This window comes from Sutcliffiella horikoshii (genome assembly GCF_044809035.1).
In the GTDB taxonomy this organism is placed as follows: Bacteria; Bacillota; Bacilli; order Bacillales; family Bacillaceae_I; genus Sutcliffiella_A; species Sutcliffiella_A horikoshii_G.
In genome coordinates this window covers 4,031,070-4,044,485 of record NZ_CP085237.1, presented here as the reverse complement: position 1 = coordinate 4,044,485, position 13,416 = coordinate 4,031,070, and the positions used below count along the sequence as shown (strand labels likewise).

General features: G+C 46.0%; 13 protein-coding genes and 1 riboswitch. Of the genes, 4 read left to right on the top strand and 9 right to left on the bottom strand.

The genetic code is table 11. The annotated features are described in order from the left end of the window. The first annotated feature begins 3 nt into the window (after positions 1 to 3). Together LG307_RS20695 and LG307_RS20690 are read left to right on the top strand one after the other, a co-directional pair. Positions 4 to 2,001, top strand: a complete 1,998-nt coding sequence (locus LG307_RS20695) for a DUF294 nucleotidyltransferase-like domain-containing protein (protein ID WP_404446049.1) — start codon at positions 4 to 6, stop codon at positions 1,999 to 2,001. Between the two features lie 29 nt (positions 2,002 to 2,030). Further along, positions 2,031 to 2,672 (top strand): PolC-type DNA polymerase III, encoded by a 642-nt coding sequence (locus tag LG307_RS20690; RefSeq protein WP_404446047.1) that lies wholly within the window; start codon positions 2,031 to 2,033, stop codon positions 2,670 to 2,672. A gap of 68 nt (positions 2,673 to 2,740) precedes the next feature. Here the strand turns inward: LG307_RS20690 and LG307_RS20685 are convergent, their stop codons facing one another. From LG307_RS20685 to LG307_RS20645, 9 genes are all read right to left on the bottom strand, one after another. Further along, positions 2,741 to 3,844, bottom strand: coding sequence for a hypothetical protein (locus LG307_RS20685; protein ID WP_404446045.1), 1,104 nt, complete (start codon positions 3,842 to 3,844; stop codon positions 2,741 to 2,743). Then, positions 3,844 to 4,719, bottom strand: coding sequence for an ABC transporter ATP-binding protein (locus LG307_RS20680; RefSeq protein ID WP_404446042.1), 876 nt, complete (start codon positions 4,717 to 4,719; stop codon positions 3,844 to 3,846). Before LG307_RS20680 ends, LG307_RS20685 begins: the two co-directional genes overlap by 1 nt. Further along, the gene (locus tag LG307_RS20675; protein ID WP_404446039.1) at positions 4,703 to 5,515 is read right to left on the bottom strand and encodes a hypothetical protein; all 813 of its coding nucleotides are present in this window, start codon (positions 5,513 to 5,515) and stop codon (positions 4,703 to 4,705) included. Before LG307_RS20675 ends, LG307_RS20680 begins: the two co-directional genes overlap by 17 nt. Then, complete coding sequence (locus tag LG307_RS20670) at positions 5,490 to 6,059, bottom strand: RNA polymerase sigma factor (RefSeq protein WP_404446036.1); 570 nt, start codon at positions 6,057 to 6,059, stop codon at positions 5,490 to 5,492. Before LG307_RS20670 ends, LG307_RS20675 begins: the two co-directional genes overlap by 26 nt. Before the next feature lie 90 nt (positions 6,060 to 6,149). Beyond that, entirely contained in the window at positions 6,150 to 6,488 is a 339-nt protein-coding gene (locus tag LG307_RS20665) for a BsuPI-related putative proteinase inhibitor (RefSeq protein WP_404446033.1), read from the bottom strand. A gap of 118 nt (positions 6,489 to 6,606) precedes the next feature. Beyond that, on the bottom strand, positions 6,607 to 7,497 hold the full coding sequence (locus LG307_RS20660) for a hypothetical protein (RefSeq protein WP_404446030.1): 891 nt from the start codon (positions 7,495 to 7,497) through the stop codon (positions 6,607 to 6,609). 62 nt (positions 7,498 to 7,559) lie between these two features. Then, positions 7,560 to 8,390 carry an energy-coupling factor transporter transmembrane component T family protein gene (locus LG307_RS20655; RefSeq protein ID WP_404446027.1) on the bottom strand — a complete coding sequence of 277 codons (831 nt, stop codon included), beginning with the start codon at positions 8,388 to 8,390 and terminating at the stop codon, positions 7,560 to 7,562. Beyond that, complete coding sequence (locus LG307_RS20650) at positions 8,387 to 10,081, bottom strand: ABC transporter ATP-binding protein (protein WP_404446025.1); 1,695 nt, start codon at positions 10,079 to 10,081, stop codon at positions 8,387 to 8,389. The genes LG307_RS20655 and LG307_RS20650 overlap by 4 nt, the downstream gene beginning before the upstream one ends. 225 nt (positions 10,082 to 10,306) lie before the next feature. After that, positions 10,307 to 10,858, bottom strand: coding sequence for an ECF-type riboflavin transporter substrate-binding protein (locus tag LG307_RS20645; RefSeq protein WP_404446022.1), 552 nt, complete (start codon positions 10,856 to 10,858; stop codon positions 10,307 to 10,309). A 136-nt stretch (positions 10,859 to 10,994) separates the two neighbouring features. Continuing rightward, positions 10,995 to 11,098, bottom strand: a riboswitch (SAM riboswitch). Positions 11,099 to 11,454: 356 nt separating this feature from the next. On the opposite strand from LG307_RS20645, the gene spoIIID reads away from it, so the two are divergent. Together spoIIID and LG307_RS20635 are read left to right on the top strand one after the other, a co-directional pair. After that, positions 11,455 to 11,718 carry a sporulation transcriptional regulator SpoIIID gene (gene spoIIID, locus LG307_RS20640; RefSeq protein WP_010200304.1) on the top strand — a complete coding sequence of 88 codons (264 nt, stop codon included), beginning with the start codon at positions 11,455 to 11,457 and terminating at the stop codon, positions 11,716 to 11,718. Between the two features lie 569 nt (positions 11,719 to 12,287). After that, complete coding sequence (locus LG307_RS20635) at positions 12,288 to 13,289, top strand: rod shape-determining protein (protein ID WP_404446019.1); 1,002 nt, start codon at positions 12,288 to 12,290, stop codon at positions 13,287 to 13,289. Positions 13,290 to 13,416: the final 127 nt, after the last annotated feature.

Sequence of the window (13,416 nt, the reverse complement as noted above, 5' to 3'; positions counted from 1 at the left end):
GCAATGTTCAATCACGTTGCTCCTCTTTCCTGCAAAAAAGGAGCCGCCAACTTGAAGCACATCCTAACAAAAAATCTCACTCAAACACAAGCCACCGACCTTCTAAACCAGTGCCAAACCTACCATTACAACCAGGACGATATCATCCTTCATGCCAAAGACAACCGTGAAGGCGTCTTTCTTGTGCTCTCTGGTATCGCTGAAGTCTATATCCCATCACAAAAATCCCGTGAAGAGGTCCTCGAAATCATCAAACCGAACGAACTTATCGGCCTGTCCAACATCCATCATTTTCTCACCACCCATTTCCCACAAACCCAACAATTCGACTCCAAAACACCTCTGTATCCAGACCAGCTTAGCCAAAATCATAGGCAACCTCACTCATCCTTAGTCCAAGTCCGAGCGATCGACGACCTAGAAGCACTTTTTATCCCTTATAGCGTGCTAAAAAATAGATGGACAGAGCCAGCCGTCCGCGACTACATCCTTGACCAGGTCAGCTCACGACTGCACGACGTCTACCATTCCCTTGCCGAACAGATAAATAGGAACACCACGACCAGTTCAACCAGCGATCCGACCATTCTCAAGGTCCAAGACATCATGCAACCAACCATACAAGCAGAAACAAGCGATACCATCCAATCCGTCGCAGAAAAACTGTCCCAAACCAACTCAAACGCAGTCGCCATCATACTAAACAACACTCAAATCAAAGGCATTGTCACCATTACCGATCTCGTCCATCGCGTCATCGCCAGCGGCAAAAGCACCAAAGACCAAGTCCACACCATCATGACCGAAAACCCGATCACCATCCTGAGAACCGCCTACTATTATGAAGCTCTTACCACCATGCTTTTAAAAGGTATCAAACACCTACCCGTCACAACGGAAAATAACCAGCTGGCAGGCATCGTCAACATGACAGACCTGCTCCAAGTTAAGCAACAAACAGGCATCCTTCAAAACGCAGAAACACTAAAAAACATTACCAAAGACCAGCTGCCGCACATCAAAAAAGAACTTTACGCCACACTCACCACCATCCTTCAACAACAAGTCCCGATCCTTCACACCTTAGAAGTCATGAACACCTTATACGACCAGCTGATTCATCGTTGTATCGAGCTTTCCATAAAAGAAATGCCAACCGAACCGCCGGCAGCATTCTGTTTCTACCTCATGGGCAGCGGAGCCAGAAAAGAACAGTTCCTTCTCACCGACCAGGACCATTTCCTTGTCTACGAGGGCGCTACACACGAAGACCAAGACGATCATAGCGACCATATCGCCACCCGATACTTCGCAGATTTGGCAGAAAAAATCGTCGCAAACCTTGAACTTGCAGGCTATAAACGATGCAAAGGCGATATGATGGCATCTAACCCAATCTGGCGCGGCACGCTTGGGGAATGGGAGTCCCGCATCCACGAATGGACCCTAAACGCTACAAATGACCGCCTGCTCTTGGCCCAGAACTTTTTCTCCCATCGCCTTATAGCGGGAGACGATACGCTGCACCGACAATTTCAACAAGCGATATTGGACTCACTTGACCGAGCCAAAATATTTCTCTATCGATTGTCCCAACTGGAACGGGAAAACCCGATTCCAACCCTTGAGCAACCACTCAGATCCATCTTCCGCCGCAACAAAAAACAACTAGACCTGAAAAAAGAAGTCCTGTTTCCCTATCACCATAGCTTGCAAATACTTGCACTTATGCATGGAATCACCTATGGGACCCCGATCGAAAAGATCGAGCAACTTCACGAAAAAAAGATCCTCTCGGAAAATTTCTCAAAGGATCTCAAAGCATCTGTCAGTACTATACTCAACTATTACGTTCGAAACCGGCATCAACAGCATCAAAACGGAGAAGAGCTTACATCAACCTTAATGCTGACAACTCTCACCACTCGTGAAAAAGAGGAACTCATGCTGAGTATAAGGCTCATCAAAGAACTCCAAAACCACATGCTTTCCTACTATTAAATAAAGACAAAAGGAGGTACCTACAAAATATGTTCCCATTCGCAAAAAAGCATTATTTCCCGAGCAATTTAGCAGAAAATATACCACTTTCCACACCTGTCGACAAACTCGAGTTCACCGTATTCGATACCGAAACAACGGGATTCAACGTGGCTAAGGACGACAGACTGATCGAACTTGGCGCCGTCAAAATAAAAAACCTTCAAGTGATAGAAGTGGGTGCCTACCAAACATACATCAACCCAAACCGACAAATTCCTCGGGAAATTACCGAGCTCACTGGTATCACACAAAAAATGACAGAAGAAGCACCAACAGCGCTGATGGCCATTGAAAATTTGAGGGACCTTGCTGCCGGCCAATCTGCCTGCTTTGTCGGTCACTACGTAGCGTTCGATATGCTCGCCATCCACTCAGAACTAAAACGTCATAACCTGACCTGGAAGTCACCCAAAGCCATCGACACCCTGAACCTGATCGGGTATATCGCCCCCAACTACGACATGCGCGACCTAGAGAAATACGCCAGGGATTTCGGAACAAGAATCTATCAGCGCCACTCAGCACTCGGGGACGCCCTCACCACAGCCTACCTATTTACAGAACTGCTCCAGGTCTGCCGGGAGCGCGGAATAAAGACATGGGGAGAATTGTTGAATATCGGTGAATAAAGGACTTTCTTTCGACTCTATCCTTAACCAAACAAAAGCGAAAGGAGGAGTGGGCGAATCATTCCTCCTCAAACCGACAATTCCTTCCCCTTCATATACCTCAACCCAACCCCAACGGCAACCACCATTAAGCCAACCATCACGACCACTGCGACGAACGGGAATAGGATAGGGGTGCCAAACAGGTTCACCGCTTTAAAGAAGTCAAAAAGTCGTTCCACATTCATCGTGAAAATAGGAGTGAAGGTGAAAAGATTCTCCAACCACTCTGGCAACTGCATCATTTCCACTACCAAGAATGGCATGGAGAACAATGCGCTGCAAATAACAAACGAGATCAACACATTTTTACTCAAACTTGATACCAAGACAATCACCACCGCAAAACTCAAAGCCCCCAATAAATGAAACGCCATTTGCACGATATGATATTCCAGCATAGTAAAATCATAAGGGGAGAAGTAGTATTTAAAATAATGCTGAATCGGCGATCCCCAGCCTTCCGTTCCGAACTGCACCGTATTCCATGCCAAGTTAAACAATTCCCAAGCCAACACAATCACTACTGTATAAACAGATGCCGCCCCGACTTTCGCCCAGAAAAGCTGCTTGCGTCCTTTTTTGGCACTTAACAAATAGTTTTCCACACCAGAGCTGTACTCCTGTGTATAAATCGCCGAAAGCCCGATCAATAACATCGCCCCTGTGATAAAAATCGAGAAAACACTGGCAAAATCAATCACTTTTCCCGGTCCGACATTATAGTAAAAATAAGACGTATCCAACTGTCCAAGCATGGACTTCTCAAGCTCAGCGGCACTGCCGGTTTCCTGCTCAAGCTCATTTATTTTAGCGGTAGCATTACGCTCCACACCCCAAGCCCACGCGACTCCTTCATACACACTCATCTCCGCATTTTCTCTATCAGAAAAGAAAAACGGCTCGTCATCCGGAGCATCTTCTAACTTTTTCATCAACACCGCATTTTTCTCTTCCGCCAACTTCACTTCTTCCGCTGTAATCGGGCCTTCCCATTCCTTATACAGATCCTTTTCCCACTGTTCTGTCAGCTGAAAAGTAAATCCTGTCGAGAAAAGAATCGCTAAGAAAAACGTAATATACACCGTTTTTTGCTTGAAAATCTTATAAAGCTCAAACTTAAACAGTTCCATTAGGAGGCCACCTCTTCATCAAAATAATACAAATATAAATCTTCCAAATTTGGCGCTTCGTTGACGGCTACCGGATGCGGTTTGCTGTCGCTCAATATGCGCAGTTCAAACTTCCCATCGCCTACCCGGCCAATATTTCCGACCTTAAATGCCGCTTGAAAACTTGGAATCTCAGACTCTTTCACCTTCACAGACCACACCTTGTCGGCAATGCCGTCCAGAAGATCCTGCGGGGAATCTTTGCGCAACAGCTTGCCGTCTTTTAAAATAACAACCTCTCTGGCTATGAACTCGATGTCTGAGACGATATGGGTGGACAGCAGCACAATCCGATTAATCGCAATTTTGGCGAGCAAATTCCGAAAGCGGATGCGCTCTTTAGGGTCCAACCCGGCAGTCGGCTCATCCACAATCAGTACTTTCGGGTCGTTCAACAAGGCCTGCGCAATTCCGACCCGCTGCTTCATACCCCCCGAAAATCGTCCAACTTTCCCTTTTTTCTCAGAAGATAACCCGACCAGCTCCAACACCTCGGCCACTTTCCCCTTAGCCTGATCCTTTGGCAACCCCTTCAGCGTCGCAATATATAATAGAAACTTCTCCGCTGTAAAATTTTTATAAAACCCCACATGCTGGGGGAGGTAGCCAATCACATCACGATACGCCCCATCCATCCCCACAATATCCTCGTTGTTAAAATAAACCTGTCCGCCACTTGGCTTCAGCACACTTGCCAAAATCCGCATCAACGTCGTTTTCCCCGACCCGTTTGCTCCGAGGATGCCGTACACACCAGCGGAAAACGAAATGCTCACATCGTCCAACACTTTTTTCTGCCCAAATGATTTACTTAAATTTTTAATGGTTAAATTCATAGGAAATCCCCCTTTTATAGATCCACAACATTTTCCACAAGCTAAAAATCGATGCGGCAACAATCACCAAAATAAACACGTACAACGGCACAGTTTCAAGCCTTTCAAAAAGACTCGTCTGGCTCATGACCATTCCGATCCCGACCCAGCTGACAAGCGTTGCCGTTACCATATGAAGCCTTCTAAAACGAGAAACAATCACAAGCGACACGGCGGTCAGAACCGTAAACGGCGTTAACCAGTACAAGGTCATCTTCACAAACCACACATCTGCCACCACAAACGAAAGCACCATCGTTAATCCAATATTCATCAGCACATTAAATCCGCCAACGACCAGAATTCGGGCCAACAGTAGCTCCTGCCAACTGTATTTCAAGGACAATTCCAGCTCCAACATCCCGCTGTTTTTACTTCGCATCAGCTCCAAGACACCGGCAATGGTGGGGAGGGGGGCAAGAATCATTATCGTAAAATAGGGGTCCAATTGCTCCACGGTGAAAAACATAAACAAGGAAATCACAACAAGCAGTCCGTTTGCTCCCCAAAAGAGAGGACTGGTCCGGAAGATTTCTTGCCCCGCATGCCTCACTAAACCCGCCAAAGGCTCAAACACACTCTTTCTCTTTGGAACATGAGGACGAATGGCTTCAATCGTGGACATCATTTCTTCTTCGCTCGGAAACTCCACATCATATTCTTTTAAACTCGAAAACACCTCATTCTCCAGTTCCAACAGATCCCAGTCAAAATCCTCATCATCCCGAAAGTTATCGTCGAATTCTTTTTTTCTCATCTGCTTCACCCTCCTTTAAAATAACCGCAAGTTTGGCTAACCCTTGTTTCAGCCGCGATTTCACGGTCGATACATTCGCATGGGTCACATCAGCAATTTCTTGTATTTTCATATGATGAAAGTATTTTAGAATAACAGCTTCCCGCTGCATGTCGGGCAAGGTATGCAAGGCTTTTTTCACTTGCTCCCGCGTTTCTTTCCGTTCAAATATGTAAGGCACTTCACTGCCGTCACTTTTCAACTGCTCTGGGATCTCGACCTGCTTACTTTCCTGATGGTAAGCGGCGCTCCGCCAATAGTCCCGGCAATGATTCACCGCGATTTGATACAGCCAGCTCTTAAATGCAGCCTTGTCTTTCAAACTGCCAACCCGCTTCACCATTTTGATAAAAATCTCCTGTGTCAGGTCATAGGCCAAATCCCGGTTGCCGACCTTGCGATACACAAACGCAAATATATCGCGATAATATCTGCGCGTCAGCACTTCCATCGCGGCCTCGCTCCCGCGGATTATCTCCTCGACCAACTCATAATCCTCCGCCATCCCTTATCACCTCACCTTTTAAGACGAAACAGTTTCCAAAAAGACTTAAACAAAATAAAAAAACCCGTCCTTTATTGACGGGTCACACATTTATACATCAAATTCCAAACGATCCCTGGCTCCCGGCCAACCCGAGTCAGCCAGCCACACCATTACCTTATAACTGCCGGGCTGCAAGTTCTTCAACGGAATATCAAAACTCAATTCCTGCCCCGGTCCCACCATGATTTCCTCATAGATCATCGTGAACATCTTGCCTTCTGAAAATTGTTCCACTCTTGCGCCGTCGCGATACAAGATATAATCATATCGCTGTCCGCTGCGGAAGGTCACTTTTTCACTGGACCCGCCATTATTTTCTACGACAAAATGCAACATCACCGAATCCGGACCACTTTCTGAATACGTCAACTTGGCTTCCAAACCCATGCCACAACACTCCCATCGCAATCTCATCCATTACTAAACTATTCGACAAAACGGGGGCTATACCTTTAATGATTTAAGAATAGGAAAAACAGCTTTTGTGAGCTGTATTTTTTTGTGACTACATAAACTTTAACTCCCTTAAGTGAAAGCGTAATAATGTTTTCTCCTCTGGTAAAAATTCAAAATACAACTCATATTTATCGTCAATCGTGTAGTAATAGTAATATAAACCTTCCATTTCGTTTAGTCCTTCTTGTTCCGGCTCACCCATCAGCTTTTCAACATCCTCTGGTGTCAGCGGTTCAGGTCGAATGACTGTCAGCAATCCAACGGTATTATCTCCTGGAACTGTGCCATATCCTGTGTGGGAATAAATATAATAAAGAGCTTCATTTCGCTGGATATGGGCATTTGGTTCACCAAGGTCGTTTAAAATCGTCAAAATTGGCGTACCGATGCCATAACCATCTGGAGTAAACTTGCCTTCTTTTATGCTTGCTAAGAAATGTTCATCTATGACAAAGGTTTCCGCAGGGATAAATGAATGGTTAAAATCGACCATAAGCTCCGGATCGGCACATTCCTCTGACTCTTTCACTTCTATACCCTCTGACCCCATTTGGAAAGTAAGCACACAACCATTCTCTTCTTGTTCTGAAACAGCAATGGAACCATCCTTTTTCGCGTATCCACCACCTATACTCTTTACAGAAACGATAAGCTCGGAAGAATCCTCGGATTTTGGAGTAGGATCATCATTGGATACTTCAATATTAAAAGAAAAGCCTTCCTCGGTTTCATCATATGTAGTTAATTGACCAACGATGGCTGGGTCGGAAGAAGTAAACCAATCACCCTGCCATTTATCGGATAAGGGAACATCCGCGTCGAAAGTAGTTGCTTCTTCAACTTCCTTTCCTGCTACTGGTGCATCCTCATTTGGACCACCCTGACAAGCCGCGAGAAATAAAAATGAACAACACAACGGTACGAGTAATTTCTTCATCATAAGCTCACCCCAATTTTTGGATTATAATCCAATTATAGCACGAGGTAGGAGGTAGGTTCTTCCTATTTCCAAGGATTATAAAACCTATTCCCGTCATAAAAAGTAATCACCAAAGATGCGACCAACAAAAAGACAACCAGCCCAAGGGCAAAATAATCTCCCCACCCAAAAGGCTTCGTGCTATACCATGTCCGTTTCTTGTGCTTGCCGAACCCGCGCAGTTCCATCACATTGCTGATCGTTTCAATCCGGTCGAGGCTGGAGTATATCAACGGTACAATAATGGCGGCCGCGTTTTTAATGCGTTTGCCGAGTTTCTCTTTGCTGGATAAATCGATTCCCTTCGCCTGTTGGGCAATCGCGATCGTCCGGAAATCCTTTTGCACATCCGGGATGTAGCGGAGCGCAATCGCGACAGAAAAGGCAATCTTATAGTTTACGCCGATCCGGTTCAGGGAGGAGGCGAACTCGCTCGGATGGGTCGTGACGATAAATAATAGTGCGGCGGGGATGACCGTCACATATTTCAGCGTAATATTAAACAAATAGAATAGCTGCTCCGCCGTCACATTGTAGCGGCCAAATCCTTCTAGTAAAATCGTTTCCGATCCATAAATCTTCACACCCTCCTGAGGGGAGAACACATAGATCAAGAGTGTATTTAAAAATAAGAAAAACAAGATAAGTCCGAGCACAAATCCGACCTCACGCAATTTCACCCGAGATACGAGAAATAAAATAATGCTCAAAACGAAAAGTACCACAAGGACCCGTGTATCATAGGTAAGCATCACAGCCACCGTCCACATCAGGAAGCAAAGAAGTTTCGTTGCGCCCCTTAAGGAGTGGATAGGGGATTGCCGGTCAATAAAGGAAAGCATCTCTACCTTCATCCGTTTCGCACCTCCTTATCATAGGCGATGAATCGGTTTACAAAATCGTTGGCATCACTAATTCCGACTTCTGCTGCCAGCTCAAAAAGGGAGGTAGGAAGGAGGTGCGCCTTTTCACAAACTTCAACATTCGCTAATACCTCTACAGGTGTAGCATCCGCAATCTTCTGCCCCGCATCAATCACGATGGTGCGGGTGGTGTACTCGAGCATCAAGTGCATATCATGGGTGATCATCAAAATCGTGATGCCCATGCGGTTCAGCTCCTGTAAAAATTCCATCAGCTCGGTATAATGGTAGAAATCCTGTCCGGCCGTCGGTTCATCCAAGATTATCACCTCAGGCTCCAACACCAGTATAGAAGCAATCGTCACACGCTTTTTCTGTCCGAAACTTAGCGCCTGAACAGGCCAGTTACGAAACGCATACAATCCGCAAATCTTCAGCGTCTTTTCTACTTGCTCAGCAATTTCCGCTTCCGGCACATTGCGAGCCCTCAACCCCAAAGCCACTTCATCGAAAATAAGCGTCTGCGAAATCATATGGTTCGGGTTTTGCATGACCATCCCGATATGATTGGCCCTCATTTTGATGGTGTCCTCCGCTAAGTCGCGTCCGTTCAACCAGATGACTCCCGAAATCCCTTGTTCAAACCCGCAGATCAGCTTGGACAAGGTCGATTTTCCCGCGCCGTTACTCCCGACAATGCTCACCATTTCGCCTTTTTGAATGGTAAAAGAAACATCTTTGATCAAAGGGGATCCGCCGTCATAAGAGAAAGAAACATCCGCAAGCTCGAGCACTGGATCACCGAGCGCAATCTTTCGAACTTCAGGTGTCCGTTCATACCAGGCTCTTACGTCCGCCTTAACGGTGTCCGGTATGTCACCCAGCCTCAACGTTTCAAGCTTATTTCCACTCGCATACTTCAACGCCTTCACATACAATGGCTCACGTATATGGTGTTCGGTCAGTACGTCACTTGCTAAAATTTCTTGTGGTGTGCCGTCTGCCACGATGCGGCCGTCATCCACAACAATGATTCGGTCCACCGGTTTAAAAAGAACATCCTCCAACCGGTGTTCGATGATGACGATGGTCTTGTCTGTTTCCTGATGCAGGCGGTCGATGAGGGAGATGGCTTGTTTGCCTGTTGCAGGATCGAGATTTGCAAGCGGCTCATCAAATAGAAGAATCTCGGCATCATCCACCAGCACACCACCTAGTGCGACGCGCTGTTTTTGGCCGCCGGATAATTCGTGAAGTCCGCTTGCTAAATAACTCTCCATATCTACCATTCGAGCAACTTCCTTCACACGCTCATGCATTTCTTCCACTTCAACACAGTCGTTTTCGAGGGCAAAGGCAATATCTTCACCAACGGACAGGCCGATGAACTGACTGTCCGGGTCTTGCAGAACGGTGCCGACCATTTTAGAGATGGAAAATAAATCGGCGTCTTTCGTTTCCACGCCGTTTACGGTGAGGCTGCCGGTGATGGTGCCGCGGTAGGAGAAGGGGACTAGTCCGTTCAGGCAGTGGGCAAGGGTGCTTTTGCCGGAGCCGGATGGACCGACGATGACTACTTTTTCTCCTTTGTAAATGGAGAGGTTGATGTTATGTAGTGTGGGTTCTGCTTGGGTGCGGTACTGGAAGGTGAAGTTTTGGAATTGTATCACTGGTGTTGTCATGTTGTATTGCTCCTTTTATTCATAAGAAAAACGCTGGCTTGTTGCTCTCCACCGTTTTCTTTTTAGTTTTATGTCTGCTTTGTACGCCGCTGGTGATTTCCGCAAATGGCTTCGCTTTCCGCGGGAAGGTGTTTGAGCCTCCTCACAACGCTTAAGGGGTCTCAAACTACCTTTATTCCCCCGCTGGAGTCTGCGCCTTTTGCTCCAATCACCAGCTGGGTTTTCTTATGCTTCTTTTGTTAAACTACCCGTCTTGCTGCGAGTTTTGGAGTAGCCTAAGATCAAGAAAGTACCGATAACTCCAACTGTTACGATGTTGGAAATTCCTGCAATTGCGCCTTGAACAAAAACCTTATTCACTGGTTCTGCGTAGATAAGAATATCTAATACTGGTGCGATTAATCCCCAGCCGATTGCTTGCACGACTGCTTGGGATACGTTAAAAGTGATAATCTGTTTTTTGGTGAATTCGCCTTCTTCCACGCGGATGCCGCGGGATAGTAGTCCGATCAATAATCCAACGAAACCGGATACTAGAACCCAGCTCCACCATGGGGCGCCGTAGAAGATGGCATCTTTAAGGCCGTGACCGATTAGGCCGATCAATCCGCCTGCGATGGGGCCGTAGACAACAGCCATCAGGGCAAGGAATGCGTAGGATGTTTCAATGTTTGTGTTTGGTACGCCGGATGGTATGGAGGCGAAGCGGCCAAGGATGACGAATACGGCCGCGCCGATACCGATGGCGACGATGGTTTTGGTGGAAAGATTCTTCATGTTTTTGTCTCCTCTTTTTTTGATTTTTTCTTACTTAGCTGCAGATAGTTCCACGAATGTTTCGGCACATGAAAAAATGCCCTCTTCTTTTCACGCAGGAAAGAAGAGGGCATCACAAGTATAGTATGTAGTCCTCGACTTATCTGCCAAGCAATTGCTTGTTGGAATTAGCACAGTATTCGTTACGAACCTGTTGCTGAGGTGTCTAAGGGCCATTCCCTCAACCTCTCTGGATAAGCTTTAACTATTAAGTTTGTAGTAAGAATGACCCTATCTTACCGTTCATTATTCCTATTTGTCAACTGTGAATTTAGAATTTTCCATCTTTTAATCGCTATTTTCAAAAAAATCAAACAAATGCCTTGTCCCTCTTGACATAGTTGGCATAAACAACCAACCAAGCTAATAAACTGATACAAACCAAACATACAAAGAGAGTGTTTGAGGTGAGGGATCGTAGATTGTCTCGAAGAATTACACCAGCCATCCTACTTTTGTTTCATATACAACTATAAATATATGCACTTCGTTACATCGGTATAAGCGGGTCTCATTTCACACTTCTCAACATCCACAATTTAGGGAGGGCGAGTGGTGTGCACGATTACATCAAAGAGAGAACTATCAAGATTGGAAAGTATATCGTGGAGACGAAGAAGACAGTTCGCGTGATAGCGAAAGAATTTGGCGTTTCCAAAAGTACTGTCCACAAGGATCTGACCGAAAGACTGCCAGAGATCAACCCAGACTTAGCAAACGAAGTCAAAACAATCCTTGATTACCATAAATCCATCAGGCATTTACGGGGCGGCGAAGCAACCAAGATGAAATACAAGAAAGAAGAAGAAGCCGTAAAATAAACAGGAGATACCAGGGCGAAGGAAGCTCTGGTATTTTTGGTTTTTTGGTGCGGGTATGTGCCTAGGTTTGTAGGTTAACTGAAAAGCGGGCCATAGAAGGGAACTGCTGTTCCATGGTAGTCAAGGAGTGGGTGCAGCTATGAAGACCTGCCACGCCGGAAATTACAGCAACAGAAGTCTTCATCAGGCCTATGAAGACTTACCACCCGGAAAATTTGAGCGAGAGAAGTCTTCATTAAGCTTATGAAGACATGCCAATCCGAAAATCCGATCAAGAGAAGTCTTCATCAAGCCTATGAAGACCCCCCAGCCAGAAAATCCAAGCAACACAGGTCTTCATAAAACTCCCACCCCCACCCTCCCAACTCCTTTCGACAAAATTCTCAAAAAAATGACAGGAATACACTGTTAAATTCACCCTTTATTTAGTAAAATGTGATAGAATATACAATTAGGACTAAAGATAGTGTTCATTAGCAATTTGCAACTACACAATCAAAGAACATTCAGATAAAAAGTCGCCAGCAACAGTAAAAACAATGCAATGACGCAAGGAGGAAAAAAGAAAGATGTTTGCAAGGGATATTGGAATTGACCTGGGTACGGCGAACGTACTCATCCACGTAAAAGGAAAAGGAATCGTCTTGAACGAACCTTCTGTAGTAGCACTAGACACGAACACAGGCAAAGTATTGGCAGTAGGGGAAGAGGCCCGCAAGATGGTAGGGCGTACACCAGGAAACATCGTAGCAATGCGACCACTTAAAGACGGCGTCATCGCGGACTTCGAAGTAACGGAAGCAATGCTAAAACACTTCATTAAAAAACTAAACGTAAGCGGATTCCTTTCTAAACCGCGCATCCTTATTTGCTGCCCAACCAACATCACATCCGTTGAGCAAAAAGCAATCAGAGAAGCGGCAGAAAAGAGCGGCGGCAAAAAAGTTTACTTAGAAGAAGAGCCAAAAGTAGCAGCAATCGGAGCGGGCATGGACATCTTCCAGCCGAGCGGTAACATGGTAGTCGACATCGGTGGCGGAACAACAGACGTAGCCGTCCTATCCATGGGCGACATCGTAACGGCATCTTCCATCAAAATGGCCGGCGATAAATTCGATGCTGAAATCCTTCAATACATCAAGAAGAAATACAAACTTCTAATCGGTGAGCGCACAGCCGAAAACATCAAGATCGAAATCGCAACGGTATTCCCGGGCGGACGCAACGAATCCATCGACATCCGCGGACGCGACATGGTAAGCGGACTGCCACAAACCATCACCGTGACATCCACGGAAATCGAAGAAGCACTACGCGAATCCGTTCAAGTGATCGTGCAAGCCGCAAAAAGCGTCCTAGAACGCACACCACCTGAACTATCCGCAGACATCATCGACCGCGGCGTCATCCTAACAGGCGGAGGAGCACTCCTACACGGAATGGACCAACTCCTAGCAGAAGAACTAAAAGTCCCAGTCCTAGTAGCAGAACAACCAATGGACTGCGTAGCAATCGGCACAGGCATCATGCTCGACCACATCGACCGCCTACCAAGAAAAAGCTTCGCCTAACCATAAAACTAAAAACAACAAACCAAAGGAGCACCCCACCAGGGCAGCTCCTTTTTTAATTCATAAACCAAAAATCAAAGCAACAACCTAGGGGTCTGTCCCCCTTAAAAGAACCCTTTCTCCTTCA

Excerpts from the sequence above, each read along its gene's own strand:
- LG307_RS20675 (WP_404446039.1), bottom strand. The coding sequence starts at position 5,515 with ATGAGAAAAAAAGAATTCGACGATAACTTTCGGGATGATGAGGATTTT.
- LG307_RS20650 (WP_404446025.1), bottom strand. The coding sequence starts at position 10,081 with ATGACAACACCAGTGATACAATTCCAAAACTTCACCTTCCAGTACCGC.
- LG307_RS20645 (WP_404446022.1), bottom strand. The coding sequence starts at position 10,858 with ATGAAGAATCTTTCCACCAAAACCATCGTCGCCATCGGTATCGGCGCG.
- LG307_RS20685 (WP_404446045.1), bottom strand. The coding sequence starts at position 3,844 with ATGGAACTGTTTAAGTTTGAGCTTTATAAGATTTTCAAGCAAAAAACG.
- LG307_RS20635 (WP_404446019.1), top strand. The coding sequence starts at position 12,288 with ATGTTTGCAAGGGATATTGGAATTGACCTGGGTACGGCGAACGTACTC.
- LG307_RS20690 (WP_404446047.1), top strand. The coding sequence starts at position 2,031 with ATGTTCCCATTCGCAAAAAAGCATTATTTCCCGAGCAATTTAGCAGAA.
- LG307_RS20670 (WP_404446036.1), bottom strand. The coding sequence starts at position 6,059 with ATGGCGGAGGATTATGAGTTGGTCGAGGAGATAATCCGCGGGAGCGAG.
- LG307_RS20655 (WP_404446027.1), bottom strand. The coding sequence starts at position 8,390 with ATGAAGGTAGAGATGCTTTCCTTTATTGACCGGCAATCCCCTATCCAC.
- LG307_RS20695 (WP_404446049.1), top strand. The coding sequence starts at position 4 with ATGTTCAATCACGTTGCTCCTCTTTCCTGCAAAAAAGGAGCCGCCAAC.
- LG307_RS20665 (WP_404446033.1), bottom strand. The coding sequence starts at position 6,488 with ATGGGTTTGGAAGCCAAGTTGACGTATTCAGAAAGTGGTCCGGATTCG.
- LG307_RS20660 (WP_404446030.1), bottom strand. The coding sequence starts at position 7,497 with ATGATGAAGAAATTACTCGTACCGTTGTGTTGTTCATTTTTATTTCTC.
- LG307_RS20680 (WP_404446042.1), bottom strand. The coding sequence starts at position 4,719 with ATGAATTTAACCATTAAAAATTTAAGTAAATCATTTGGGCAGAAAAAA.